The sequence below is a fragment of the Paraburkholderia terricola genome (assembly GCF_900142195.1).
In the GTDB taxonomy this organism is placed as follows: domain Bacteria; phylum Pseudomonadota; class Gammaproteobacteria; order Burkholderiales; family Burkholderiaceae; genus Paraburkholderia; species Paraburkholderia terricola.
This window is the reverse complement of sequence record NZ_FRAB01000001.1, coordinates 323,110-349,769: the sequence shown is the minus strand read 5'-3', so window position 1 is coordinate 349,769 and position 26,660 is coordinate 323,110. Positions and strand designations below refer to the sequence as shown.

Annotated in this window: 24 protein-coding genes and 1 tRNA gene; 20 read left to right on the top strand and 5 right to left on the bottom strand. The window is 59.8% G+C overall.

Going from position 1 to position 26,660, the window contains the following annotated elements; translation table 11 throughout:
• The first annotated feature begins 71 nt into the window (after window positions 1-71).
• The 4 genes from BUE39_RS01600 (at window position 72) to BUE39_RS01585 (ending at window position 3,846) form a co-directional block, all read left to right on the top strand.
• On the top strand, window positions 72-845 hold the full coding sequence (locus BUE39_RS01600) for a hypothetical protein (RefSeq protein ID WP_073426893.1): 774 nt from the start codon (window positions 72-74) through the stop codon (window positions 843-845).
• Between the two features lie 1,028 nt (window positions 846-1,873).
• The gene (locus BUE39_RS01595) at window positions 1,874-2,404 is read left to right on the top strand and encodes a hypothetical protein (protein WP_235004788.1); all 531 of its coding nucleotides are present in this window, start codon (window positions 1,874-1,876) and stop codon (window positions 2,402-2,404) included.
• Window positions 2,405-2,414: 10 nt separating this feature from the next.
• Window positions 2,415-3,122, top strand: coding sequence for a nucleotide-binding protein (locus BUE39_RS01590; protein ID WP_073426892.1), 708 nt, complete (start codon window positions 2,415-2,417; stop codon window positions 3,120-3,122).
• A complete protein-coding gene (locus BUE39_RS01585) occupies window positions 3,112-3,846 on the top strand; it encodes a hypothetical protein (protein ID WP_073426891.1) in 735 nt (244 codons plus the stop codon). Before BUE39_RS01590 ends, BUE39_RS01585 begins: the two co-directional genes overlap by 11 nt.
• Before the next feature lie 48 nt (window positions 3,847-3,894).
• On the opposite strand, the gene BUE39_RS01580 is transcribed toward BUE39_RS01585, so the two are convergent.
• Together BUE39_RS01580 and BUE39_RS01575 are read right to left on the bottom strand one after the other, a co-directional pair.
• A complete protein-coding gene (locus BUE39_RS01580) occupies window positions 3,895-6,138 on the bottom strand; it encodes a ParB/RepB/Spo0J family partition protein (RefSeq protein WP_073426890.1) in 2,244 nt (747 codons plus the stop codon).
• Between the two features lie 130 nt (window positions 6,139-6,268).
• Entirely contained in the window at window positions 6,269-7,102 is an 834-nt protein-coding gene (locus BUE39_RS01575; RefSeq protein ID WP_073426889.1) for a DUF932 domain-containing protein, read from the bottom strand.
• Window positions 7,103-7,912: 810 nt separating this feature from the next.
• Here BUE39_RS01575 and BUE39_RS01570 point away from each other — a divergent pair.
• The 9 genes from BUE39_RS01570 to BUE39_RS01530 all read left to right on the top strand — a co-directional run bounded on the left by BUE39_RS01570 (window position 7,913) and on the right by BUE39_RS01530 (window position 16,305).
• Complete coding sequence (locus BUE39_RS01570) at window positions 7,913-9,073, top strand: toll/interleukin-1 receptor domain-containing protein (RefSeq protein ID WP_073426888.1); 1,161 nt, start codon at window positions 7,913-7,915, stop codon at window positions 9,071-9,073.
• A 2-nt stretch (window positions 9,074-9,075) separates the two neighbouring features.
• Window positions 9,076-9,738: an SLOG domain-containing protein gene (locus BUE39_RS01565; protein ID WP_073426887.1), complete on the top strand. Its 663-nt coding sequence runs from the start codon at window positions 9,076-9,078 to the stop codon at window positions 9,736-9,738.
• Window positions 9,739-9,934: 196 nt separating this feature from the next.
• Complete coding sequence (locus BUE39_RS01560) at window positions 9,935-10,402, top strand: TIR domain-containing protein (RefSeq protein ID WP_073426886.1); 468 nt, start codon at window positions 9,935-9,937, stop codon at window positions 10,400-10,402.
• Complete coding sequence (locus BUE39_RS01555; protein WP_073426885.1) at window positions 10,402-11,028, top strand: Nmad2 family putative nucleotide modification protein; 627 nt, start codon at window positions 10,402-10,404, stop codon at window positions 11,026-11,028. The genes BUE39_RS01560 and BUE39_RS01555 overlap by 1 nt, the downstream gene beginning before the upstream one ends.
• A gap of 3 nt (window positions 11,029-11,031) precedes the next feature.
• Window positions 11,032-12,171 carry a nucleoside triphosphate pyrophosphohydrolase family protein gene (locus BUE39_RS01550; protein WP_073426884.1) on the top strand — a complete coding sequence of 380 codons (1,140 nt, stop codon included), beginning with the start codon at window positions 11,032-11,034 and terminating at the stop codon, window positions 12,169-12,171.
• Window positions 12,168-12,830: a uracil-DNA glycosylase gene (locus BUE39_RS01545; protein WP_073426883.1), complete on the top strand. Its 663-nt coding sequence runs from the start codon at window positions 12,168-12,170 to the stop codon at window positions 12,828-12,830. The genes BUE39_RS01550 and BUE39_RS01545 overlap by 4 nt, the downstream gene beginning before the upstream one ends.
• A gap of 184 nt (window positions 12,831-13,014) precedes the next feature.
• Window positions 13,015-14,631 (top strand): CBASS cGAMP-activated phospholipase, encoded by a 1,617-nt coding sequence (locus BUE39_RS01540; protein WP_073426882.1) that lies wholly within the window; start codon window positions 13,015-13,017, stop codon window positions 14,629-14,631.
• Window positions 14,632-14,892: 261 nt separating this feature from the next.
• Complete coding sequence (locus BUE39_RS01535) at window positions 14,893-15,474, top strand: TIR domain-containing protein (RefSeq protein WP_073426949.1); 582 nt, start codon at window positions 14,893-14,895, stop codon at window positions 15,472-15,474.
• A 177-nt stretch (window positions 15,475-15,651) separates the two neighbouring features.
• Window positions 15,652-16,305: a hypothetical protein gene (locus tag BUE39_RS01530; protein WP_073426881.1), complete on the top strand. Its 654-nt coding sequence runs from the start codon at window positions 15,652-15,654 to the stop codon at window positions 16,303-16,305.
• Between the two features lie 49 nt (window positions 16,306-16,354).
• On the opposite strand, the gene BUE39_RS01525 is transcribed toward BUE39_RS01530, so the two are convergent.
• From BUE39_RS01525 to BUE39_RS01515, 3 genes are all read right to left on the bottom strand, one after another.
• Window positions 16,355-16,984, bottom strand: a complete 630-nt coding sequence (locus tag BUE39_RS01525) for a hypothetical protein (protein WP_235004787.1) — start codon at window positions 16,982-16,984, stop codon at window positions 16,355-16,357.
• A gap of 849 nt (window positions 16,985-17,833) precedes the next feature.
• Window positions 17,834-19,066 carry a tyrosine-type recombinase/integrase gene (locus tag BUE39_RS01520; protein ID WP_073426879.1) on the bottom strand — a complete coding sequence of 411 codons (1,233 nt, stop codon included), beginning with the start codon at window positions 19,064-19,066 and terminating at the stop codon, window positions 17,834-17,836.
• Between the two features lie 152 nt (window positions 19,067-19,218).
• Window positions 19,219-19,305 (bottom strand) — tRNA-Leu (locus tag BUE39_RS01515).
• Between the two features lie 303 nt (window positions 19,306-19,608).
• Here BUE39_RS01515 and rnr point away from each other — a divergent pair.
• The 7 genes from rnr (at window position 19,609) to BUE39_RS01480 (ending at window position 26,645) form a co-directional block, all read left to right on the top strand.
• Window positions 19,609-22,110 carry a ribonuclease R gene (rnr, locus tag BUE39_RS01510; RefSeq protein ID WP_073426878.1) on the top strand — a complete coding sequence of 834 codons (2,502 nt, stop codon included), beginning with the start codon at window positions 19,609-19,611 and terminating at the stop codon, window positions 22,108-22,110.
• Between the two features lie 161 nt (window positions 22,111-22,271).
• Window positions 22,272-23,015, top strand: coding sequence for a 23S rRNA (guanosine(2251)-2'-O)-methyltransferase RlmB (gene rlmB / locus BUE39_RS01505; protein ID WP_073426877.1), 744 nt, complete (start codon window positions 22,272-22,274; stop codon window positions 23,013-23,015).
• Between the two features lie 65 nt (window positions 23,016-23,080).
• Entirely contained in the window at window positions 23,081-23,776 is a 696-nt protein-coding gene (gene rpiA / locus BUE39_RS01500; RefSeq protein WP_073426876.1) for a ribose-5-phosphate isomerase RpiA, read from the top strand.
• A gap of 129 nt (window positions 23,777-23,905) precedes the next feature.
• Entirely contained in the window at window positions 23,906-24,310 is a 405-nt protein-coding gene (locus BUE39_RS34780) for a hypothetical protein (RefSeq protein WP_159442541.1), read from the top strand.
• 162 nt (window positions 24,311-24,472) lie between these two features.
• On the top strand, window positions 24,473-25,687 hold the full coding sequence (locus BUE39_RS01490; protein ID WP_073426874.1) for a glycosyltransferase family 4 protein: 1,215 nt from the start codon (window positions 24,473-24,475) through the stop codon (window positions 25,685-25,687).
• A gap of 239 nt (window positions 25,688-25,926) precedes the next feature.
• Complete coding sequence (locus BUE39_RS01485; RefSeq protein WP_073426873.1) at window positions 25,927-26,226, top strand: type II toxin-antitoxin system HigB family toxin; 300 nt, start codon at window positions 25,927-25,929, stop codon at window positions 26,224-26,226.
• Window positions 26,223-26,645, top strand: a complete 423-nt coding sequence (locus BUE39_RS01480) for a helix-turn-helix domain-containing protein (RefSeq protein ID WP_073426872.1) — start codon at window positions 26,223-26,225, stop codon at window positions 26,643-26,645. Before BUE39_RS01485 ends, BUE39_RS01480 begins: the two co-directional genes overlap by 4 nt.
• Window positions 26,646-26,660 lie beyond the last annotated feature (15 nt).

Below are 26,660 nucleotides of genomic sequence, written 5' to 3'. Positions count from 1 at the left end.
TTGACGAGTTCAGGGAATCGCCAGTTAGCGGGTTTGCGGGAGAGTGCAATTTAAATATTTTGGAGTTCGCAGTGAGTATTGCTGACAGCCGTCAATTTATAAAATCAGTCAAATTAAAACCAGAAAATTTTTTTCTTATTCATTACTCATGCCAAAATCTCAATGACGAAAATGAAGCGCTGTCGCCCCGCATAACTTCTATCGCGATAAACCACTACGCTACTGGCCAATCGGTTAGCTATTCGACGCACTCGATTGCAGAGGAATTGCGGATTCCACGTGATGAAGTGCTTCAAAGATTTGACGAAGTTGAGCTTGAGTTGTTGGGCCAGTTCTACAAGTTCATTCGAGACCGCCGTGATAAATACTGGGTACACTGGAACATGCGGAATCTTACCTTTGGGTTTGAACATTTGGAGCACCGCTATCGTGCGCTAGGCGGAAGGGATGCGTGCGTCATCGCCGTGGAGCAAAGATTGAATTTGAATGACCTGATAGCCGACCGTTATGGCGCAGACTATGCTAAGCATCCGAAAATGCTAATGCTAATGGAGAAAAACGGCGGCAGGCATAGAGATTTTCTTGAGGGAAAGGAGGAAGCTGCGGCGTTTTCGAACAAAGAATTTTTGCGCATGCACAATTCGACGCTTTCAAAAATTGGATTCTTTAGTTCCGCGATGCGCAAGCTGGTCAGTGGTAAGCTCAATACTGCGTCAAAAGGCTTTGGCATAGCACTCGATAAGCTCTTTGAAAGCCGAATAGCGAAAGCGGTGGGGCTATTCGCGACGTTCATTACCATTCTTGTGGGCTTGTGGCAGTCAATTCTGTGGCTCAATGGAAAATGAATTATTTGCTGGCCACTAAGCGAGCTTCGCTTTCAAAGACAAAGGATGAGACCCGCCATTCGAGGTTACGGCGGTGCGAACGTCGGCAACGCGCCCGCCAACTGCCTCGCAGGGACCGATACACCAATGCCATATGAACGACCCGCGAGATCCGGATACAACACAGCGCTGGTGCTCCGCCCGGGACAGCTGCATGCGCATCCGGCCGAATGCCCCCGGCGCGATCGTGACATATAGTAAGCGTTCTCTCCATCGCTAGTTCGTTTCCAGTGCAATAAACGGTGGCGATTTCTGATCGTCGCCATGATCCCCGTGCACGGTGAACCATGCATCCTGTGCCGTAATTCGACGTGAAACGTGGCGTGGGCGCATAGGTGGTTGTCGGACCGAGTTTGCGATGCGCATGGCGCCCAAAACCGGCGCAAGCCAATCCTGCCATCACTTTTGCAATGTCGTTTTTCCGTCGCTTAGTTCGAGGCTTTCCGTGAGGTTTGCCGATCGAGTCTACGAGGTCGTTCACGCGATTCCGTTAGTCTTCTGCATAAAGTCTGCTCGCATCTCCGGGCTGTGCTGATGGTCGCGCCAGCTAAGATCGTGAGATCGGCACGGCGAGTTTGTTTCGTTCGACGCCGCAGTTCGTGAGTTGTGGGCCGCGAATTTGAGAAGGGCGCTCCCGTTCGTCGCTCCAATCGGTACTCGCAGTCTGAATGGTTGCCAGCAGATGTCGGCTCACTCCATAAGCTCGGTTTGCAATGTGCCGTTAACTAGTCGGTGTCTGTGCTCCGTAAAGCCTGTCAGTGCGGACGCTTGAGTTTGTCGGCTTCGTCCGTCGCGGTTGCATGTTCGGCGACCGTAGTTCGCGGCTGGCGGCGCCTGTGGTTTGCCGACCACCCTGCGGTGGATTGTGGAGTCGCCCGGTCCATTCTGCGCGCCTCGATCTTCGAAGTTGTTCGCTCGCAAAGGTCAACAAAAATATTTTTCTGCTCCGTCTACTTCCGACGTCTTCCAAGCGCTTCCGAAAGTGCTGATTGCGCGCCGGAGGGGGTATTGACGAGCCCTTTGTTGATTCGCATGATGATCTCGAAGGTGACGTATGGGAGCGAATCGTGCGGGGCGCAAAGAGCTATACGCGAGCGGAGTGGGACGACTTTTTCAGTGCGCTCGAAGCGTTGCCCGAGAAACCCCGGAACAAGCAACGTGTCACGGTCAGTGATGCGATGAAAGAGAAGCGAGCGCAGATCGCTGCGACGCAGGCGAAGGGCTATACGCTCGAAGAGATCGTCCAGGAGGCCGAGCGGAAAGGGATCGACGTCAGCGTCGGCGCGATCAAATATGCGCTGTATCGCCAAGCGCCTGCCGATGCGAACTCCGAGGTAACCAATACGCGGGGCAGGGGTAGCGGGCAACCGCCGTCGGCTCGAAAGAAGGCCGAAAAGCGAGCAGGAAATACGCGCGACGACGCGCGACAACAAAGGGAAAGGGGCGTAAGTCAGCCGGGATCGATGCAGATTCAGGACGCGTTCTCGTTTGAGATCAGACCTGATATCGAAAACCTGTAGGAGGTTGAGCTTGGATACGACCCAACCCATTTATCTGGTCGGCGGCAGCAAGGGCGGTGTTGGCAAAAGCATGGTGACGCTCGCACTCGCAGAGCACCTGCAGCGGCGAGACATCCACGCCGTTCTGGTAGAAACGGACACGTCCAATCCCGATGTCATGAAAGCGCTTCGGGATGAAATGAAATGCGCAGCGTATGACCTCGACGACGCGGATGGCTGGATCGGCTTCGTCAACTTCTGCGATACGCACAGAGGCGCTGCCGTGATCGTCAATACGGCGGCGCGCAATCAGACGGGAGTGACCCGATATGGCGGAACACTGGCCCGGACGCTCGAAGAACTGGAGCGACACCTCGTCGTGTTCTGGGTGATCAACAGGCAGCGTGACAGTTTGGAGTTGCTGCACATTTTCGGGCAGACGTTCCCCGATACAGTGACGCACGTCGTTCGCAACGGTTACTTCGGCACGCCCGACAAGTTCGCTCTGTATCAGGAGTCGCAGCTTCGCAAGTCGATCGAGACGAAGGGCCGATCGCTTGATTTTCCTGACCTTGCGGATCGGGTGGCCGACGAGTTGCGCAGTCAACGTATCTCGATTCGCAAGGCGGCCGAGACGATGCAAATCGGGCAGCGCGCGGAGCTGTTCCGCTGGCGTGAGTTGTGCGACGCCATGTTCTCCAAGGTGATCGGAACCGACGGGCCAGATCGTGAGCAATAGGCGGTCAAGGCCCGTCGATCCGCTCATCCGCCTATTTCGCGAGGTGTCGGGCGATGTTCCGGACGAAGCCAGCCTGGCCCGCATGCGCCGGGTGTCCGGTGCTCTGAATCTACGTGACAACGACGCGCTATGGGCGATGATTGCCGTGCTCGAATACTACGCACGGCTGTATGAGGCGATGCCCGAACGTATCCGATGGGCAAGCGAGGGAAGCCTGGAAGCCGCTCGTCGGGAGGTCGGCGGCGCGACTGATGCATTGATGCAGCAGCATCAGGATGCGCTAGAGCGATGCAAGGCGACGATCCAATTGGCGGAAAACTTGATACAGGAACATGAAGCGCGGTATCGAGCAGCGCTGGCGAGCATGAATGAGGCGGCGATGACGGCCTTGACCGAACGCATGGCGAATCGGGTTTCGCGCGTGGCTGGAAATCGGCTGATCGGTGCGGCGGCGACTTCGGCACGCGAGCAACGTGAGCGATTGGACGACACCATTACCACCTTTGATCGGACGGTGGAGGCGTCGGCGGCGCGGGTGGAGGCAATGGCGACTCGAATGGAAAAGGGTTTCGCGCGCTCGATGCATCGGTTATTCGTGTTTGGCGGTACCGCATTCTGTCTGCTACTGGTTGTCGGCGGGGGCGCAGGTTGGTGGATTGGGTCCCACGCGGCAGGCGCGGACTGTCGTGCGGTGCAGTTCCGGCAGGCAGACGGCAGGCCGTAAAGGGCGCTGCCGTCCGCTCTGTCGCGGCTCTGAGGCACGCTGGCTATGCTACGCGGTCCGCGAGTCGGCTTTCGCCGAGTTCAGCGTAGTGGTTGTCGGGAAGGGCCACGGCGGCTGCTCGGTGCGGGTAGCGGAAGGCGCTTCGGGGTCGCGAGGCGTGTTGTTAACGTGCTTTTCGCCGTTTCCAGTATCCGGCTCAGCATCGGCATCCTCGTCGCTCTCTGCAACATTGCCATCTTCCCCGGTACCGGCGTCGTCCTCATCCTCGTTGCCCTCGCAGACAGCCCACGACGGCATAGCCGGTGTCTCGCGGTCGGTGAGGATTTCCGGGAGCCATGCGACGTTGGCAAGGCGCAGTTCGGCGGCGGCTGCGGCGTCGGCCTTTTTCATCTTTGTGAGATCGGCGGCCACCTTCGGTGACACGGCGGCGGACACGACTTCGGCGACGCGAGCCTTGCTGACATGATCGAAATACGTGGCGCGAGTTGGCTTCCAGTACGTGGTCATATCGAGGTTCAGCGCATCCGCGAGCGCATTGATGGCAAGCGGCTTTTCCTCGCCCGCAATGCCGTCGAGCACCGTACCGGTACAGAACGCGAGCAGATCGAGCAGCGTCGTGCCGGGGTCTTGCTGGATCAGCCACGGGAGCAGGTCGGATCGTTTTGCCGGCAGTTCCTCGATCCACCGTGCGCGCTGCGCTTCAATAGCGTTCCATGCTTGACTCCCGGGCAGGTCGTCTGCCGCCTGCAGCAGACGGTCATGATTGTTTTGTCCGGACAGCGTCAGATAGTCCGGCGCGGACGTATAGCCAAAGTGCTCGGGCAGCGCTTGCGGGATCAGATGTCGCAGCAGCGCTGCGAGCGCAACGGTGGGCTGCGCGACCAATTCGGCATGGATGGCGGCGGCGCGGTGCGCGGTCAGCCGCTGACACAGTTTCGAGCTGTGGACGGGTTTGACCTTCGGAGCCCGTGTGTCCGCACTGTTGGGGGCGTCGGCTGCAGGCATACCCGTGACGGTCGCGCCTGCCGCGCCTAGCGCCGCGCCATTCTCGCGCCGCACGAGGCCCCGCTCGACGGTGAGTTCACCCTGTGGGCCGACGATCACATATGCGCCAGCCTCGGCCATCTGCGATGTATCCCACAGGACGGCGCGGCTTTCGATCGCCGTGACTGCGGCATTCGTCCGCTCGATTTCCAGGTCGAGGCGCTCGGCTTCTTCGTAGGCGTTTTCATCGTCTTCCGACAGTGCGTCGAGTTTTTCGGCGAGTTCATCGCGCTGCGCCGTAAGCGCGTCGATGTCGCACTGCTCGTCCTCGGTGTACGGGCGCCGGACCGGTTGCAGTTTGCCGTAGCGGTTCAGTTCCAGCAGGTCGCGCTCGACACGAGTTTCAACCCAGCCCCAGCCTTCGGCGCGCACTTCCTCGGCGGCTGCATAAAGCTTCTGCGCGACCAGCCGTTGCAGTAGGTCGGCGTCGGCAATGTAGCCCGCGTTTTCATCGTCGCTAAACAGGTCGCGACGCACATAGCCACCCGCTGCCTCGTAGGCGGCGAGGCCAACGAAACGCACGAGACGGCTTCGGCTCGCGTCGATCTCGGCACGCGTGATTGCCTGTCGCAAATAGTGCGGCTGACGCTGCCACTCGTTTGCCTCAAACCAGAGACGTTCCTGGGTTTCCTGGTCGTCCGCGAGGGCGAGCGCTGCTAGTTGGTCGAGCGTGATCGCATCCTCGCGCAGCAGCGCGAGCAGCTTGGGCGATACGTTGGCGAGTTTCATGCGCCGTTTGACAGTGATGGGCGAGGCTGAAAACAGTGCGGCGATGTAATCGACGCTGCGGCCTTCCTCGGCCAGAATCCGGTAGGCACGCAGCACGTCGAAGGGATCCAATCCCTCGCGTTCACTGTTCTCGATCAGAGAAATCGCAAGGGCTTCGCCTTCGCTTACGATCCGCACGGGCACCGGATAGTCCGCGCCGATATGCTTTTGCTCGAACAGCAGGTCGAGTGCAGCTTCCCGGCGCTGGCCTGCGCAAACGCCATATTTGCGGTGTTTCCCGCGCGAGCCCTTGATTTCGTGGACCACGAGGTTTTGCAGCAACCCTTTCGCGCGGATGTTGGCGGCGAGTCCTGCGATGCCTGCGAGAGGTTTCGTGCGGACGTTCAGCGGCGAGCGCCGTAAGCTCGAATAAGGCAGGGTCACGACTGGCTGCTCATCGCCGAAGTCCGTTTCGAGGATGGCTGGGGATTCGGTGGCGTCAACGGCGGCGCTGACGGTTTCCATATTTTGGGCTTGCATGATCGACTCCAGAAAGTTGGAAAGAAGGTGCCGGGCCACTGCGGTGCGAATGCGTCAGAGCGCGGCCCGACGGGCGTTCTGGCGCAAAGGCCGAGAGCCGGGGCGGCGTGGGTGCGCTGCCCCAAAGTCGCTACGCCTTCATCTGGCGCATAGCGTCGGCGAGCATCCACAGGGCGCGGTTGAGCTTCACGTTCTGGTCGATGCTGGTGATGGGACGCGTTGACATGGAGCGGCCCGAGCGCGAGCGTCCATGCAGCCCGCCCTTCGTGAGGTTTTCCTGCACGCGGTTGAAGACGGTCCAAAGGTCGTCGCGGCGATCCTCGAAGCGGCGTGGGGCGAGCAGTTGGCTGTCGGTGATGGGGGCGGGTGCTTCGGCGTCGGTCGGGTCATAGCGCAACGCAAGGGCGGAGCGGGCGAACGCGTGTTGTTCGTCGCGGTCGAGCGTCACAGCGCGCATGCCGTCCTTTTGCTCACGAATTAGGTCGAAGCCGTCGAGCACGTCGAACGCACCATTGATCACGTTCTGGACGACGTTGCCCTTATGCGGCACACGGATATCGGCAATATTGTCGCCAGCGACCATGCCGTTTTGGCACACAAACCGGAATGTGCCTGCGAGCATTTGGTAACTGCTCGTGCCATCGTGCGAGTTCAGCATCACGATTTCATCGGCTTCCTCGCCGGTGATCTGGTCGGCATGGCGCAGCCGGAGCATATGCTTGGTGAATTCCCGCTTGCCCTCATCGCGCACGCGGGTCTGACAAATCATGAACGGCTGAAACCCTTCGTTACGTAGTCCACGCAGCACCTCGATGGTGGGAATGTAGGTGTAGCGGTCGGAGCGGCTTTCGTGCTTGCTGTCCGCGAAGATGGAGGGGGCTACGCGGCGAATCTGATTGTCTGAGAGGGGCGAGTCAGCGCGCAGCATCGGGGAGCCGTAACGGAAAGAGGAAGCGAGTTGCATGGCAATCTCCACAGTCAAGGTTGAGGACCTGAACCGGGCGAGGGGATGTGACTTGCCGTTGCGGCTGGACACCTCCCGGTGGAACTCGGGGTTGGCTTTGCTGCCGCCAGGCTCCCGGGTTCCCGCCCGTGCGACTGGAGGAGCCGATAGCGGGCAGGCGTCAAGGGAAAAGGCGAGGGAGGGGTGCGGGCAACACGGTCCCTCGCCCCTTGATGCCTGCCCGCTATCGGCTACGGTCGGGGGTCAAGGGCGGGAACCTGGGAGTCGGGTGCATGCCGTGCCGCGGGTTGACCGGACAGTGACTACAAGATGGGCGCGGGTTGCACTGCGGCGCTAGGTATCGAATGCTCGGTGGTGGAGAAGCGGGGATGCATCTCGACGTGCCGCTCGCAAGCGAGTTACGGCCACTAATATGCTCTGTTCTTCACGACCTTCGCTGATGCGGGGCGTTGCTCTATCAAGACCGGGGGCGAAACTATGGAATCGCGTCGGTCAGAGCGTAAGTTGAGTTAGGGCATTTTCCCAAGTTCGCTTTTTTTTTTCGCGCGGCCCTTCGGACGCAGGACCATCGGCCGGTTTATGCGCTACGCATAGATCGGTAACAGAACAAGCACTTCTTTCCTTTTTCGCAGCAGATCGTCTATCATTTTTGCCACTTACCTCGACCGCTGCACGAGATGAACCAATGCAACTCGAATGGTTTTGCGTAGGGGGCTGCTGCCGTCGGGCCACAAATGCCGAGTCAGCGTCGGTATAACAATATTTCCTCACGGATCGAGGCCGCGACGAAAGCTGCGGGTTACCGAACTTATGAGCCTGTATGAACTGGCCATTCTAGGCAGCGCCACTGCTGTCGACCGGCATCGACTGTGCGCAACGATCGAAGCCATGATCGGTGATTTTGGCATGACGCTCGGGGCGGACGTGATCATTCACGACGCGGCGTCAACACACACCCGTGATGTCCGTGCCGCATTTGCCGCAGCCTATTTTGGCGGCGCCCCGTTGAGTGATGTCGAACCGGCGCGGGCGCTGGTCGTCGCAAGTGCGCCCGTTATTCCGACAGTTGTGCCCGGTCAGCAGTTTGGTGCAGTGATCCCGGATTTCCTTCAGTCGGCGAATGGCCTGACGCGCCGCGATGACGACCCCGAGATGACTGCGCTTGCCTCGGCGCTGCTGGAATGTGTTGGGCTGCTGCGTCGCCAGCGACGTGTCTTCGTCAGCTATCGCCGGACCGAGTCCCGGGCGGCGGCCCTGCAGCTGCATGACCTGCTGTCATCGCGAGGCTTCGACGTGTTTCTCGACACGCACGACATCCGGCCCGGCGATCCGTTCCAGGATGTGCTCTGGCATCGACTCGTCGACTCGGACGTCATGGTCATGCTCGATACGCCCGAGTATTTCGACAGCCGCTGGACCCGTCAGGAAATCGGGCGGGCAAGGGCCAAGGAAATTCAGGTGCTCCGAGTTATCTGGCCGGAGCATGTTCCGACGAAGTTGACTGACCTTTCAGAAACCGTGTATCTCGAAGCCGGCGATCTCGAAGGTGCTGATGGCCCGATCACGCGCGTTGCTGCCGATTCCATCGTATTACGGGTCGAGCGATTGCGCAGTCGCAGCATCGCTTCGCGGTACATGTCGATCACCGGAAAGCTGCGGGCGGATGTCGAAAAAATCGGTGGCTCGATAGAAGCGATTGGCGCGCACAGGGCCATCGCGCTACGCCTGCTTGATGACCGGAAGATCTGGGCCTACCCGATCGTGGGGATTCCCACTGCGGAGACGCTTCATGATGTCGCAGACAAGGCGCAGCGTGCAGCGCAGCGCGAAGCCCCCGTGCTCGTCTATGACCACATCGGGATCCGCGATGCCTGGACTTCGCACCTGCGCTGGCTTGACGAGCATATCCGCGCGGTTCGTGCGATCAAGGTCTCCGAGGCGGGGTGGACACTTGCTGCGTGGGGAGACTGATCATGAACGACGCCATCTTCCTTTCGGCCGGGGTCCCAGATCCGCGCAGGGGGGCCGACTATGCGGCGACTGCCGACAGCGTGGCGATCGCAGCTGCCGTTTCTGCGCTCGTGCATGTGGTCCTCGGTCGCCGGGCGCTGGTCTGGGGCGGTCACCCCGCCATCACGCCGATGATCTGGGTCGTCGCGCAGGATATTGGCGTCCAGTACGAGAAATGGGTCCGGCTCTATCAGTCGAGCTTCTTCACGGATGAGTTTCCCCAAGAGAACGCGCGATTCCAGAACGTCACGTTCACCGACGCCGTGGAGGCGGACCGTGACAAAAGCCTGCTCCTGATGCGTGAGCGCATGTTTTCCGAAAACCAGTTCAAGGCGGCCGTGTTTATCGGCGGTATGGGCGGGATCTTGGAAGAGTATGAACTGTTCCGGCAACATCAGCCGCACGCCAGCGTGATCCCGGTGCTCTCAACGGGCGGTGCGGCACTGCGGCTGGCTGAACGCATCGGGCACCTGCCGGCGGACCTGTCGAATGATCACGACTATGTCGCGCTGTTCCATCGGCATCTTGACATATCGGTAAAGGAGGAGCGCTATCCCACGCCTGAGATGCAGCCCGATACGGTGCAGGATCGTTTCTGGACACCTCACAGGAAGCAGGACTCCTGATGGATGGCAGCGACCGTGCGGGAAGTGGCGGCTGATGACAGTCGTCGCGCTGGTCCGGATCAAGTAGTCTGTGTTTCGGGGAGCGGCCGATGGCGGCCATTTTTTGATCAGATTGAGAACAGTTTTCCAAAATGCAGTCGATCGTGCAAATCGGTGACGATCGTTGATGTTTGTCATACGTCTACGGGGGCGGGAAGTGGCAGAACAAAGAAACGTATTTATCAGTCACGTCCATGAGGACGATGCGGGGCTCCAGAAGTTCAAGGATCTGCTGGCGCCAAAAGGCGTTGACGTCCGGGATTCCTCGATCCACACGGGGAAATTCAACAACGCGACCGACGAGCATTACATCAAGACGCAGATCCTCGCGCCTGCGATCAACTGGGCCGGCGTGTTCGTCTGCTACGTCTCCCCGCTCACGAAGGACAGTGAATGGGTGAACTGGGAGATCGAATATGCGGCCAAGCAGGGGAAGCGTATCGTCGGTGTCTGGGAGCATGGCGAGAAGGAATGCGATCTTCCCGAGGCGTTGAAGCAGTATGCCGATGCGATGGTGGGCTGGAATGGCGATGCCATCATCGATGCGATCAACGGCAAGGACACGTGGGAAAAGCCGGATGGCGGTCCCTGCGATCCGGTTCCCCTCAAGCGGCATCCCTGCTGATGGCCCGCGTTCACTCTTACGTGGTGCGCTACGACAGCGGCTTCGCACCCAATCCCTTCTACGGCTACTGCACACTCGCCACCTGCAAGCCCTCGATCCGGCGCAGCGCATCCGTTGGCGACTGGGTGGTTGGCAGCGGCAGCAACGATCGAAGCGTGCGTCGTGGCGGGCATCTGGTGTACGCGATGCGGGTCACGGACACGCTCACATTCGATGAATATGGCGCAGATCCGCGTTTCGGCCCGAAGAAGCCGTTTCGTCACGGAAGCCGCAAGCAAAGTTGTGGCGACAACATCTACTTCAGGGACGGGCCGCAGGCACCATGGGAACAGCGCGATTCGTTCCACTCGCTGCCCGACGGCTCGCTCAATCCGGATCACGTGTCTAGGGACACGGGTGTAAACCGGGTGCTGGTCAGTGACGACTTTATCTATTTTGGCGGCGAGGGGCCCGCCTTTCCCGAAGACCTGAAGGACCAGCAAGGTCGTCTGCTGTGCAAGTCGGGGATCGGCTTGACGACGTTCGACGATCCACAGCTGGTCGCCGGGCTTGAACAGTGGATTCGCAGTCTGGGGGCGACGGGGTATCAGGGTGCGCCGTTCGAATGGTTGACGCTTCGCAGGTGATCGATGAAGAAGGAAGGCACCCTATTGCTGTCCGACTACGCGGCGCAGATTGCACCCACGGACGTTCTTGGCCGAAGCGATTTCAGCCCCGTGCTCCAAGGGCTGTATGGCGAGGTCGGCGGGATCATGACGACGGCCAAGAAGCACGTGCGCGAGCAATCCGCTTTCCCGGGTTTCCGGAAGGCCGCGGAAGAAGAATTCGGCGATACACTGTGGTACCTGGCTGCCATCTGCCGACGTCTCGACGTCCCGCTTGAAGAAGTGTTCGCCGAGGCGGCGAATCACGGCAACTTCAGGAATGTGGGAGCGGCGAGCGACGTCATGGAAGGCGCGATGGCCTACATCGCGGTGCCGGTCGCCGTTCCCGTTCCGCTTGACACGACGCTGGTGCGATTGGGGCAGTCGGCCGCAGCCCTGCTCGGATCGGTCGCGCCGGATCGCGCCGGTCTGGTCGCATTTGCCCGGGCCTATCTGGATGCGATGCATGCGGCAAAACTCGCTTTCTCGGACGTGGCGCGTGGCAATATCCGGAAAGCGCGCGGGGCGTTTCTGGAGCCCGGGACGGCCGATCTGGCCAGTCTTGATTTCGACAGGGCGTTCGGACGCGAAGAGCAGCTGCCCAGGGAATTCCGGATCAGGGTCAACCAGCGCGGCAGCGGCAAGAGCTACCTTCAGTGGAACGACGTTTTCATCGGGGATCCTCTGACCGACAACATCGCGGACCGTGATGGTTACCGGTTTCACGACGTCTTCCATTTCGCGTATGCGGCGATATTGCACTGGTCGCCCGTGATACGCGCGTTGATCAAGCACAAGCGAAAGAGCAATTCGAGGTACGATGAAGAGCAGGATGGCGGCCGGGCGATCGTTGTTGAAGAAGGGCTTACGGCCTGGATTTTCTCGAAGGCCAAGGAACTCAATTTCTTCGAGAACCAGAAGAAGGTTTCTCTTGGGATCCTGAAGACCATCGCTGAATTCGTGAGTGGCTACGAAGTCGAAAAATGCCCGCTCAAGCTTTGGGAGCGGGCAATCCTGGACGGTTATGCGGTATTCCGTCAAATGAAAGAAAATGAAGGTGGCTGGATCGTTGGTAACCGGGAACAACGCACCATTGCCTATCTGCCACTTGAGTCAAGGGAATGAAGATCCATCCGTTTGTTGAGGCAGTGGCCTCTCTGCAGTTTGAAGACTGTTTCAATCCCTATTCGGATCGTTGCGAAGTGCATGACCGGCGCGACGCGCCGCGTCGCCGCGCAGCCGCGCTTTCCGCCATGGTGCGGTGTGCGGTGCAGGAACCGGTGGACGCAATCTGGATCGGGCGGGACCTCGGATACCGGGGAGGGCGTCGGACAGGGCTGGCGCTGACTGACGACGTTCATATCACTCAGCATGCCAGACGATGGAATCTTGAGCTTTCCGAAGAGCGCCCGACGAAAGGCAGCGCGGTGTCGGAACGGACTGCCGCGGTGATATGGAACATGCTGGAGCACATTGATGCCCGCATTTTCCTGTGGAATGTCTTCCCGCTTCATCCGCATGATGCGGGCGATCCTTTCTCCAACCGGCAACACAACGCCCGTGAAAGACGTGCCGGAGAAGAACTGCTGCAGCAACTCATCGTCCTGTTACGGCCGGCCCGGATCGTTGCCATCGGCAACGACGCCGCAGCCGCGGCGAATCGCATTACCGGTTCCGTACCCGTGATCTGCGTGAGACATCCCAGCTATGGAGGGCAGACGCAGTTTCAGCAGCAGATCGCCGAACTGTATGGGCATTCGGCGAGGGCGGACTCACTGTTTTGACCCGTTACTTCCCTTGCCGAATACGGGGTTGCTCGACAGACGAAGCTCGCGTCCATGTTGCAGCTTTCCCTGCAATCGATGACGACCTGGCCTCGCCGTCCCCCCGACACGACTGCGTGGTTGTCGTCGGCAGCGCTGCGGCGACCGGTTCGTCAAACCAACCGCTCATCAACAGGACATCACAATGGCTTCCAGGCAACCTCTTGCAGGCGTACGTGTTCATCTTTCGGGATCTGTCCCGGACACGCACAATGAGGAAATATGTCTATTCGTCAAACGGCTATGTACGACGATATTCAATGAGGGAGGCGCCGTTATTCACGGCAGTCATCCGAGCTTTACCAAACCATTGGAAGAAGCCGCGCGGGCGTTTATTGACGCCGGCGGAGAAGTCGGCGCCTTGACGCTTGTGCGCGCGCAGAAGTTTGCCCAGACCCCTGAGCAGATTGAGGAGATAGAAGGGCAGCGGCAATTCGCTGTGGTCCAGGTGGTGCCTGCCGAGGCGGAGGGCGAGCATGGCGGCGAGCTGACTCCGATGCGCGACTGGATGGCGGAGCGATCCGACGTCGTGGTCTGCGTGGGTGGAAGATGGTGGGATACAAACAAGGCCAAGGCCGGCGTTCCGACCGAGCTCGATGCGATGCTTGATCTCGGCAAGCCCGGCTTTGTCGTCGCTGGCTTTGGCGGCGCCATCTCGAGCTACCTAAACGACAATCCGGGATTGCTGTCGAGCCTGCAAAACGGGCTGCCCGACGAAGAAAACAGGAAGATTGCGCATGAAACTTCCGTTGAGAGCATCGTCGGTTCAATTGTCAACCAGTTAAAGCGCCTGCCCCTGGTGCGGCGCAGCGTCGAGAGGGGACGCAATTTCAGAATCCTTGCGCTCGACGGGGGCGGATTGCGCGGAACGTTTACCGCAGCCGTTCTGGCGAAGTGGGATGACATGCTCGGCAGCGGCGGTGGTAATAGTCTGGTGTCCCACTTCGACCTGGTGGCCGGAACGTCAACCGGCGCCATTCTTGCCATTGGTCTTGGGTTGGGGATCAGGCCAGCCGACATACTGGGCTTTTACCGGGAAAAGGGGCCGCAGATTTTCCCAAAAGACAGAGCGCTGAGGCACTGGTTACGTTCGAAACACGAGTCCTCGACACTGCGTGGATTGCTGCAGGAAGTCTATAAAGATCGAAAGATGTCGGAGTCTTCCTGCAGGCTCGTCATCCCGACAGTAAGGGCAAAACATGGTCAGGCCGAGGCCCTCGTTACGCCGCACAGTCCCGACCGCACTGCGTTTCGGGATATTTCGTCGGTCGATGCCGCGCTGGCTTCGTCAGCTGCGCCTACCTATTTTGATGATTCGCAATGGAATGGACCGATTGTGCCCGAAGCTTTTCTGGACGGCGGTGTTTGGGCAAACAATCCGATTCTGCCGGCACTGGCCGAATCCGTGCGATATCTGAAAATTCCGATGGACCGGATTGATGTTCTGAGTATCGGTACGTTGAGTAGCGAATCCGACTTCACAGACTCGTACGGAAAAGGGAAGTTGGGTTGGGCGTCGCACGGCGCAGACCTTTTCTTCGCCGCCCAGCAACATGGCGCATTACTCCTGGCGGAGAGCTTTCTGGGGCCGACGCGCCATCTCCGGGTTAATCAGCAAACTCCGATGGAGGTCAAACTCGATGATGCCGAGGCGATCGCCGAGATGGCAGCCAGGGGAAACGAAGCAGGCAAGGACTCGTTTGCATCCGTTCGATCCCGGTTTCTGGATGGCATGCATGCGCCCGACTGGAAAAGATACTGATCAGCCCGGATTGGACAAATCGTGGTGGCCGCGTTCATGTAATTTCGGTTTTGATGTTTCAGAAAAAATCAAGCAGCCACGGTTGGAAGCATGAAGCAGGTGCACCCAAAAAGGGCAGGAGTGTTTCGGCGGCGTCGATGTAGATACGGGTGACTCCACGCCGCAGAGCGCGCGTTTCTATAATGCGCGGCGCCACCGAAGTCGACCACCTTCTGGTCTGCGTTGGTGGATATGTACGTTATCGAATCTACGGGGAAATTCATGGCAAAGAGAGTATTTTTCAGCTTTCACTATCAGGATGTAATCGACTTTCGCGCGAACGTCATCCGTAATCATTGGGTGGCAAAGGATGACCGGGAGGACGCAGGTTTCTTCGATGCGTCGATCTGGGAGGAGAGCAAGAAGAAGGGGACCGCTTCGCTCAAAAAGTTGATTCACGACGGCCTCGAAAACACGACGAATACCTGCGTGCTAATCGGGTCGCAGACGTACGCTCGTCCTTGGGTTCGCTATGAAATCTTCTATAGCATCTGGCGTGGAAATCACGTGTTTGGTGTACACATCAACCAGATTAAAGGGAAAGATGGGAAGATCAAGGCAAACGGGCCAAATCCCTTTGACTATCTTGCGTTGAAATATAGTGCAGACGGAAAGTCCGTCGAGCCGATGGAGGCGAAAGATAGCAAGTGGATCCCGTTTGCGGAGTTTGGAGCATACAAGCTCAAACAGGAAGCGCCGGAGCGGCATTGGGGCAAGACCGTATCGCTGTCTTCTCTAGGCTACAAGACCTACTGCTGGTCAACTGACGATGGCTACGACTCTTTTGCGAATTGGGTGAAGTAGTTGTCTCATAGACCGAGTTGGAACTCGTGCCGCTAAAGTTGAGCGCTAGGGCTCGCATCAGAAACTTCACTGGATCGTTACTCGCGGACGACTGAAGGATCGAGCCTTCGAGCTTTCTACGCACCGAGGCTTGTCAAGAGACTGAAACTTCGACACCAACAATATAAAGAAGGGACTATGGACTCCGGCATTGTTTATGTTAAAAGCTACAAGGAAGGTTTAGATGTTGTGGATTTTCTCAAAGAGGTATACAGACATCCAGAGTTCTCGAATTTTCTCGTCACGAGGTTTGATGCGATCAACGCTCGCAATTACTTTCGTGAATATATTGTTGAGAACGGGATTTCCTCGTTGTTCAATTTTTCGCTGACTTGCGATGCGGTAATGCATGGTGGGATTCATGTAGATGAAATCGCGGACATCGTTCTTGAATTTGTAAAAAAGCTGAATGGCGTAAAAGATCTTTTCATTATAGACCCCTATTTTTATTCGGATGATCCTGATTGCGTCGCCCTTTTTGGGAAAATGATGTCTGCGCTCTCTGAGCAGCTTAGCTCTGTGACATTCTTCACAAACGGTAGTAAGGCGAGCAAGAGATCACCTATGCATTCGGTTCTGAAGGCCGTTGCGCCAAAGATTTCGATCAAGGACGTTGTTACCGATGAATTCCATGATCGTTTTTGGATAGATGCGGCAAATAGCGTTGGCATAGTTATGGGAACCTCCTTAAATGGGATCGGGAAAAAGATTGCGCTTATTGATCACCTATCCAAATTCGATGCAAGCGAGATCGCCAAACTGGCATGCCAACTAATCAAGCCTGCCGAATAGCGCGGTCCGCTGCCTCGTCGGGCACGAACACGCTCACTGCGCTTTAAGGTCAACCCTGTGGCTCCGTAAGATTCCGTACGTGGCCCATCACCTTTGCGGCAAGCTTAAAGAGGTCATGTCCCGAGATTTGATTCTGTTCGGCGAGCTCGAAGACGATGTCGTGTTTGTCAATATACCGGCTTCCGGGATCAGGGTATCGCCCGGCCCACGCGACGAAGTGAGTCAACAGTTCGAGAGTTGCCAGATCCTTCACGTCGAGATCGACAATGAACGTTGCGAGCTTCTTCAGGTCATGGCTTAGATACTTTCGCTCTGCTTCCGAATACGCCTTAACGCCTTCTTTAACGATGATCATTGCCTTCAGGCATATCTCTAGACTGTAGCCAACCAGCATGAGAGCAACGGCACAATACTGACTGTCGCAAATGCCTCGCATTTCTGCTGGTAAGTTGTCGAAGGACGGCTCGGTTCGAATTAAAACGAGCGCGGCTTGCGACATAGCTTCTGCCTGTGTCAGCCATAACAGCGGATTCTTCAAGTATTCACTGGTCGGCTGTTTGGAAGGATCAAGCTCAGCGCCATTTATGGACGCAATCATCGCCCAACGCATCCACCCCGAACGGCTGTAGCCTCCCGGATCTTGGAAAAACTGTTCCCTGCTCGGCAACATCGGATTCATCATTTCTCGTAGCGAATTGCTAATTCGTAGACAGACGAGAATTATAAGGTTTTGGCCTACGTGGCAGTTCGACATCGGACGGCAGTAGAGCGGACCTACTTCCTCCATTTGCTGACGGCTCCAACTTCGACCCGGTCATCGCGCAAGATCAATCCTATCAAGGCCGCCGTCGGGCCCACCACTGCTTTTGCGCGAGTATAGTCGGCGTCCTGTGTGGCGGGCCAGGGCAGATGCGCCACCACTCCGAACCGGCGGCAGCGTTGCGCACGGCGGTGTCGGCGGCAAGTCTAAGCCGGACATCGAGACCGACACGATTGCTCGAACGGCCGTACTACCGTGGAAGCCGCGATAGAGGATCGAGGGGCAGTTATGGGGCGGCTACGGTAGACTGCATTGGGCCGCCGCCGGCCGCCCGTGATCTCGTGTCCGAACCGCGGTTGACTATGGCGCGACGATCTGGATGAGAGTTCTCATCTTGATTGACGCGCGGCAGTTGACAGCCGAATCAGCGAACGTGTCGATACGCTATGCTTCTCCTCACTATGACGGTGCACGTTGGAAGTGCGTGACCTTGAATATCACGGCATCTGTTGGCTTTGAGCGGGCCGCGTCGGAAGTAGCCTGACGGTACTCGCAACGGCATCACGTTTGTCCAATGCTTTGACGTATCCTTTCCCCCACAGGTGAGTGAGAAAAGAGGCGTTGTCTTCTATTGCATTCCACCGGAAGCCGAGAAGTGCTGACGAGATTTTTCGGTATCGCTGGCGGTATCGTTGCAATGGCAAAAAACGGAGAGGCCGTCTACACGAGGCTCCAGCCGTTGGATTGACAATCGAGTGGGTATGCCGCTCAGGTCCGCTTGCTCGATCCTGCTTCCGTCGTTGGCATGCTTAGCCGATCGATATAGTCGGCCCACTCCTGCATGACCCTGCGACGATCATCGTCAAACGTTGTTCTATCGTAGGCCTTTTGCACATCGCCACGTTTGGCGTGTGCCAGTTGCGCTTCCAGTACATCGATATCCATACCGAGCCGTTCTCGTCCGACCGTACGAAGCATGCCCCGGAAACCGTGCGTTGCGTGCTTTCCTTGAAAGCCCATCTCTCGCAGTGCTTTGCTCAATGCATCTCGATGCAAATGAGGAGTCTTTTGGCGGGCAGGGGAGGGAAAGACGTAGTGCCCCTTGCCGGTGAGTGACTGCAATTCGTTCAGGACGGCGATGGCCTGCTTTGGCAATGGCACGATGTGATCGTGCCGCATTTTCATTCGCTCGGCTGCAACGTGCCATTCAGCTGTCTCGAGGTTCACCTCGGTCCACGGCACCGCTGCAACGACGCCGGGGCGAAGGCCGGTCAACATGGTGAGCTTGAGGGCGGCGCGGGTGATGGGCGACTTGTAAGCATCGATAGCAAGAACGAGCGGAGCGATGTCCGCAGGCCTGGTGATCGCTGGTATGTGACCTTTCCTGTGGCGAGGCACAACGCCACGCAGTATCAAGGCTGCGCCATCTTCGCGCAGCCCGTTCTGGACGGCGTAGGTCACGATTCCACCGACGTACTGCCGTGCTTTGGTCGCGAGGTTAGGCGCATGAGCTGCAATCGCTTCAAGTACGGGCTTGACCTCTGGCGTGGCAAGCGTCGAAATGGGCTTGTTGCGGAGTGCGGGAGTCAGGTATTCGCGCACGACAAACTCCGCCTTCCGATAGGTTTCGTCCGCCCACTCCTTGCGTTTGAAGTCGAGCCAGCGCTGGGCCACGAGATGGAAGGCGCCTTCGGCCACGCGTTTGCGGGCGATGAACTCGGCCTGGCGATATGCAACCGGATCGATGCCTTCGCGTACGAGATTGCGTGCGATAGCGGCCGACCGTCGGGCATCAGCGAGCGTGATATCCGGGTAGGGGCCGAGGCTGTGGAAGTTCTCCTTGCCTGTGCCCGGTCGTCGATAGCGGAACAGCCAGGTTTTGGTGCCGTTCGGCTGGACCCTCAGGGCGAGTCCGTTTCCATCCGCGAGAAGGTAGGAACGGGCGCCCGGTTTGGCGGCACGGAACACTAACTCTGACTTCGGTTCGACGCGTCTGGGCATGGGTTTGCCCCCGAATCTGGTATACGCAACAGTATACGCAAAAATGGTCGATGTCAGTGGAACGCAAGAGAACTGTAGAGAACAAAAAACCCCGTAAGACATTGATCTTACGGGGTTCCTCGGACTTCTCCGGCTTGCGCCGGAACAACTATTGGTGCCCAAGAGAGGACTCGAACCTCCACAGTGTTGCCACCGCTAGGACCTGAACCTAGTGCGTCTACCAATTTCGCCACCTGGGCAGGTGATGAACAGCAAAGAACGCCATTATAGCGACAGATTCACCCCTGTCAAGTGTTTCTCAAAAGTCGCTTAAACGACGCGACCGTGCGTCCGCATGCGCCCCGCAGCGACTATTGACGGGCCGCAAGGCGCGCGAGACGGGTGTTAGAATGCCTCGCATAGTTCGTTGGCACGGTGCACACGCCCGTCGGACTCAGCCTTGAACGAGCCGGACCCGAGCAGTCTTTCCAGTGCAATTGCAAGTGCAACTTAAGCGCAATTTCAACGCTTCTTAAGCCGAGCCATATCGCCGACCGACGTCCATGCAACGAGAAAAAACCATCGACAAGCCCTTGAGCAAATTTCCGTATCCGATCCCAAGCCGCGAAGAAATCCTGGGCGTCCTGCGCACGAGCGAAGCGCCGCTTGCCGCGAACGAGATCGCCGAAGCATTGTCGATCAAGCGCCAGGAGCGCGAGGGATTTTTCAAGCGCTTAGGCGCGATGGAGCGCGACGGCCAGATCCGGCTCGATCAGCGCAATCTCTATCAGTTGACCCATCCGTCGAACTTCGTGGCGGGCCGCGTGCAAGGCCATCGCGACGGTTACGGCTTCCTGATTCGCGACGACGGCCAGGACGATCTGTTCCTGCCCACCGGCGAAATGCAGAAGGTCATGCACAACGACCGCGTGCTTGCGCGCATCGTCGGCTACGACCGGCGCGGGCGTCCGGAAGGGCACATCGTCGAGGTGACCGACCGCGCAAACAAGCGCGTGATCGGCCGTCTGCTGAACGAGAACGGCGCGCTGATCGTCGCGCCCGAAGACAAACGTATCGGCCACGACATTCTGATCACGCAGAACACCAAGAAGGCCAAGGTCGGCCAGGTGGTGGTGGTCGAGCTGACCGATTTCCCGAGCCGCCATTCGCAGCCGCTCGGCCGCGTGGCGGAAGTGCTCGGCGATATCGACGACCCCGGCATGGAAATCGAAATCGCGGTGCGCAAATACGGCGTGCCGCACGAGTTCAGCCAGGCCGCGCTCGACGAAGCATCGAAGCTGCCCGACGAAGTCCGTCCGGTCGACGCGCGTCATCGCATCGATCTGCGCGACGTGCCGCTCGTCACGATCGACGGCGAGGACGCCCGCGACTTCGACGACGCGGTGTACTGCGAGCCGGTTCAGGTCGGCCGCGGCGAGGGCTTTCGCCTGATCGTCGCGATCGCGGACGTCTCGCACTACGTGCACCCGAAAAGCGGGCTCGACGCCGACGCGATCGAACGCAGCACCTCGGTGTATTTCCCGCGCCGCGTGATCCCGATGCTGCCGGAGAAGCTCTCCAACGGCCTGTGCTCGCTGAATCCGAACGTCGACCGTTGCGTGCTGGTGTGCGACATGATCGTCACCGCGCGCGGCGAAGTGAAGGCGTATCAGTTCTACCCCGGCGTGATGCATTCGGCCGCGCGACTCACGTACACCGAAGTCGCCGCGGTGCTGAAAAACACCAAGGGTCCCGAGGCCGCGCGCCGGGCCGCCTTGCTGCCGCAACTGCAGAATCTTTACGGCGTATACAAGTCGCTGTTCGCGGCGCGCCAGAAACGCGGCGCGATCGACTTCGATACGACCGAGACCTACATCGTCTGCAATGCGCAGGGCAAGATCGAGCAGATCGTGCCGCGCACCCGCAACGAGGCGCACAAGCTGATCGAGGAATGCATGCTGGCCGCGAACGTTTGCGCGGCCGACTTCCTGAAGCGCAACAAGCATCCGGGGCTGTTCCGCGTGCACGCCGGCCCGACCGCCGAGAAGCTCGAGAACCTGCGCACCTTCCTGCGCGGCATGGGCCTCACGCTCGCCGGCGGCGAGACGCCGCACGCCAGCGACTACGCCGCGCTGATGGCGCAAATCCGCGAGCGGCCGGACGCGCCCATGCTGCAAACCATGTTGCTGCGCTCGATGCAGCAGGCCGTCTACAGCCCGGAGAACATCGGTCACTTCGGCCTCGCGTATGAGGCGTATGCGCACTTCACGAGTCCGATTCGCCGTTATCCCGACCTGCTCACGCACCGCGCGATCTACGCGATCCTGCAGGGCCGCAAGTACCAGCCCGAACCGGCGCAAGGCATCGAATTGAACACGGCGCTCTCGCCGCGTGCCCGCGCCATGCAAAAGGCCGACGACGAAAAGCGCGGCCGCGTGCGCGGCAACAACGTGGCGATCTGGGAAGAGCTCGGCCTGCATTGCTCGGCCAACGAACGCCGCGCCGACGAAGCCTCGCGCGACGTCGAAGCGTGGCTGAAGTGCTATTTCATGCGCGACAAGCTCGGCGAGGAGTACGGCGGCATGGTGAACGGCGTGACGTCGTTCGGCATCTTCGTGCAGCTCGATTCGCTCTTTATCGAGGGCCTCGTGCATGTCACCGAACTCGGCTCCGACTACTTCCAGTACGACGAGATCAAGAACGAGTTGCGCGGCGAGCGCACCGGCATTCGTTATCGCCTGTCGGATCGCGTGCGCGTGCAGGTGAGCCGCGTCGATCTCGACGCGCGCAAGATCGATTTCCGTCTCGTGCGCGATACGCCGATCAAGCCGCCGGTGAATCGTACGCCGCTCGCCGACAAGTCGTCCGGTGAAAACGGCGGCGCACGCGTGCGCGTGCTGCCGCCGATCGAAGGCGCCGTGCCGGCGCCGGTCGGGCGGCGCAAGAAGGCGGCGCCCGCGCAGTCCGCGGCGGTGCAGGAAGCGCGCGCCGCGCGCGGCGCGGCGAAGAAGCACGGCGCCACGGCCAAGCCGGCATCGAAACCGCAGACGCGCAAGAAGCGCTGAAGCCGCATCACGGCTGACACCGCGCGCATCGGGTGCGTCAAGACGCACCGGTTGCGCGCGGTCTGCATTTCATCGTGGCCGGGCAGCAAGCGCGGCACGCAACTCGTATTCATCACAGCAGCGCGTATTGAAGGCGCGTTCAATCAAAGGTTGTATCAGTCATGGCACGTCTCAAGGTTCTATACGGTTTTCACGCAGTGACCGCGCGCATCCGGCACGATGCGTCGACAGTCGAGGATGTCTATTTCGACGCGACGCGCAAGGACCGTCGCATGACCGAATTCCTGCACGCGGCGAAAGAAGCCGGCGTGCGTCTGATCGCCGCCGACGAAACGCGTCTGTGGGGGCTCTCGCATACCGAGCGCCACCAGGGCGTGGTCGCGCGCGCGAGCGACATGCCGCTCGCGCAGAACCTGGCCGAACTGCTCGACGGCATCAACGGTTCGCCGTTGCTGCTGGTGCTGGACGGCGTGACCGATCCGCACAATCTCGGCGCGTGCCTGCGGGTCGCCGACGCGGCCGGCGCGCACGCGGTGATCGCGCCGCGCGACCGCGCGGTGGGTTTGAACGCAACGGCCGCCAAGGTGGCGAGCGGAGCGGCCGACACCGTGCCGTACATCACCGTCACGAACCTGGCGCGCGCGCTGCGTGAATTGAAGGACGCGGGCGTGTGGATCGTCGGCACGGCCGGCGAGGCCACCAGGAGTCTCTACGACACCGAGTTCGACGGTCCGGTGGCTCTGGTGATGGGCGCCGAAGGCGAGGGCATGCGCCGCCTCACGCGCGATACCTGCGATGTGGTGATGCAGATTCCGATGGCGGGCACCGTCGAAAGCCTGAACGTCTCCGTCGCGAGCGGCGTGTGCCTGTTCGAAGCGGTGCGGCAGCGGTCGGTGAAGAAGTGATTGCAGGCGGCGCTCATGTGCCGCTCCGGTAAACTAGCCGTTTTTACTGCTCGCCAGCATTCCCCATGACCCAAGACGAACTCAAGCAACTGGTCGGCCAGGCCGCCGCCGATTATGTGAACGCCAACGTGCCCGAAGGCGCGGTGATCGGCGTCGGCACCGGCTCCACCGCGAACTGTTTCATCGACGCGCTGGCCGCCAGCAAGGCACGCTATCGCGGCGCGGTGTCGAGTTCGCTCGCCACCACCGCGCGCTTGCAATCGCACGGCATCAAGGTGCTCGATCTCAACGAAATCGACTCGCTGCCGGTCTACGTGGACGGCGCCGACGAAATCGACCACAGCGGCGCGATGATCAAGGGCGGCGGCGGCGCGCTGACGCGCGAGAAAATCGTCGCCTCGGTGTCGGACGTGTTCGTCTGCATCGCGGACGCAAGCAAGCTCGTCGAGACGCTCGGCAATTTTCCGCTGCCGATCGAAGTGGTGCCGATGGCGCGGACCTCCATCGGCCGCCGCGTCACGGCGCTCGGCGGCGTGCCGATCGTGCGCGTCACGAAAGAGGGCGTGCCGTTCATTACCGACAACGGCAACGAGATCATCGACGTGAAGGGATTGCGCATCAGCGATCCGCGCACGCTGGAAATGCATGTGAACGCATGGCCCGGCGTGGTGACGGTGGGGCTCTTCGCGGGCCGTGGCGCGAATCTGTGCCTGCTCGGCTCCGATAGCGGCGTCGAGACGATCGAGTTCAGCAGGACCTGAGCGTACGCGCTCGTCTCTTGTCGCCGCATGCGGGCCGGTTTCGGCAGGCCCGCTTCAACGAGCGGCTTTTGAAGCCGCTTCAAGAGCCGCTTTAAGAGTTCTACCCGCAAGAGTTCTACCCGCACCCCGTTGCAACGACTCGCATTAGCTCGCGGCCAGTCCGATCGCTTGCATCATCCGTTGCAAACACCGATCCACCGAAAATTCCGTTTGCGCGTCCGCAAGCGCCTGCGCGGCGCGCAATGCGCCGATCGCGTCGGCCAGCGCGACCCCATCTCCGGTTTCACCAGCCAGCCATTGCTCCGCCGCCGCGCAATCCCGGTCACGCCTCTGGCGGCGGCGATCACCGGGCGTGCCGCCGCCATTCCTTCGACGATCATTCGCCTGAACGGCTCAGACACGGCAGCGCATGCGCGCGTCGGCGCTGTTGCGCTGGAGATCGGCGAAGGAAAGGCCGCGTTGGATCAATCAGCGCCCGCCGAACCATCAGCGACGAGCGGGCAAATGACGAGGCATCGATCATCGGCCGCATAGGAACGCGAGGAGTGGGATGCAGGTTCGCAAGAGGCTAAGCGCGGGTCTTCATTATTCGCGTGCTGTCGTGCGTTGAATGTGGGCACGCGCACGCACAGCAAACGGTGTGCCCCATACACTCGTTGCAATGGCCATGGGGCGCTTATCTAAAGGTGGGATGTCATGAGAGTGGCGATCGTGCACGACTGGCTGGTCGCACCAGGCGGCGCGGAGAAGGTCCTCGAACAGATCATCGAGTGCTTTCCCGACGCGGATCTTTTCACTCTCGTCGATTTCCTCGAAGACCGCCGGCCGCTCGGCGGCAAAGCTGTCACGACCTCCTTCATCCAACGCCTGCCGTTTGCGCGGCGCCGTTATCGCGCGTATTTACCGTTGATGCCGCTCGCGGTCGAACAGTTCGATTTGTCCGGCTACGATCTCATCATCACGAGTTCCCATGCGGTCGCCAAGGGTGTGCGGGTTCGCCCGCATCAGACGCACGTGAGCTACGTGCATTCGCCGATGCGCTACGCGTGGGATCTGCAACATCAGTATCTGCGCGAGGCCAATCTGACGCGCGGACCGAAGTCCTGGGTCGCGCGCATGCTGCTTCATTATCTGCGCGGCTGGGACGCGAATTCGGCGAACAGCGTCGACCGTCTGATCGCGAACTCGCATTTCGTCGCGCGGTGCATGATGAAAACTTACCGGCGCGATGCGGCCGTGATTCCGCCGCCCGTCGACGCAGGCGAATTCGAACTGTGCACGCACAAGGAAGACTTCTATCTGGCCGCCTCGCGGAACGTGCCGTATCAACGCATCGAACTGATCGTCGAGGCCTTCAACGCGACGCCGCACCGTTCGTTGATCGTGATCGGCGAGGGCCCGGAGATGGCGGCGATTCGTGCCAGGGCCGCTCCGAACGTGACGATCCTCGGCCATCAGCCGTTCGACGTTCTCAAGGATTATCTGCAACGCGCGCGAGCCTTCGTGCTGGCCGCCGAGGAAGACTTCGACCTCCTCGCGCTGCAAGCGCAGGCATGCGGCACGCCGGTCATCGCATTCGGCAAGGGCGGGGCGCTCGAAACGGTAGTGCCGGTGGGCGACGCGCATCCCACGGGCGTCTATTTCGCGCGCCAAACGGTCGTGTCGATGCTCGATGCAATCGGGCGCTTCGAACGGCTGCGCGAACAGATCACACCGGCGGCCTGCCGCGCGAATGCCGAGCGCTTTTCGCCGGCGGTGTTTCGCCGCGCCTTCATGGCGGAAGTCACGCGCACGATCGCGGCGCGCGGCCGGCGTCGGCGGATCGACCTCGTGGAGCGCATCGAACCGGTGGCCATCGGGGATATTGCCTGGCCAGGCGAGCCGGCGCGGGAAAGCAGTTGGGGACGTTGACGCGCTCGACTGCGGTCTCGCGTGGTTTGGCATCAAAAGAAGAAGAGGGAGTTCGTCTCTTTATTCGCGGGTTGCGAACTTCGCAGTTTGCGAATAAAATGGTTTTCGTCATACCGCTGTAGGTCGTATCCGGGTGCCTTGGCTATGCCATCCGGCTAGCTATCGGCACCCCTCCGCTGCGTTTAGCCTTGCAGGCAGATCGCGCATGTTCAGTGCGCGAATACGTGCGAGGAAATACGATGCGGGTCATTTCGAAGAAAGCGTTGCTGGACTTTATAAACAGACATCCGGGGGCGCGCGGTGCGCTATTGACGTGGTACTCACTGGCGCAGGCTTGTCTCGCGTATGGCTATAACGACCTGAAGCAGACGTTCGCCGGCGTGGATTACGTGCCGCCGCAATACACGGTTTTTAACGTAGGCGGCAACCGGTTCCGCATCGTCGCGGCGATTCACTACAACAGGCAGTCGTTATTCGTTCGTCATGTACTGACGCATGCGGAATACGACCTTTGGACGAGGAAGAATCTAAACTCATGAACGCCGATCGCCTCCCGGGAGCTTTTCCCGACATCGCGCAAACCTGGACTGCGCTGCAAACCCAGTTGCCGATCACGCCCATTCGCAACGAAGAGGACTACCAGAAGATGGTGCGGCTCGCCAACTCGCTGGCCGACCATCTGAACGGCAACGAAGAGGATCCGCTTGCCGATCTGTTCGCGATCGTCACCGACCTGATCGAAAGCTGGGAAGCGCACAACGTGACGATTCCGAAAGCGGAGCCGCGCGAGGTGTTGCGGCATCTGCTGGAAACGCATGGCCTCAAGCAGAAGGACCTGATCGGCATCGCGTCGCCCACCGTGGTGAGCGACATTCTCGCAGGCCGGCGCGCCATCAGCAAAAAGGTGGCGAAGGCGTTGGCGCAGCGTTTCCGTACCGACGTCAGCGCGTTTCTGTAAAAGCGGCGCCGCGCG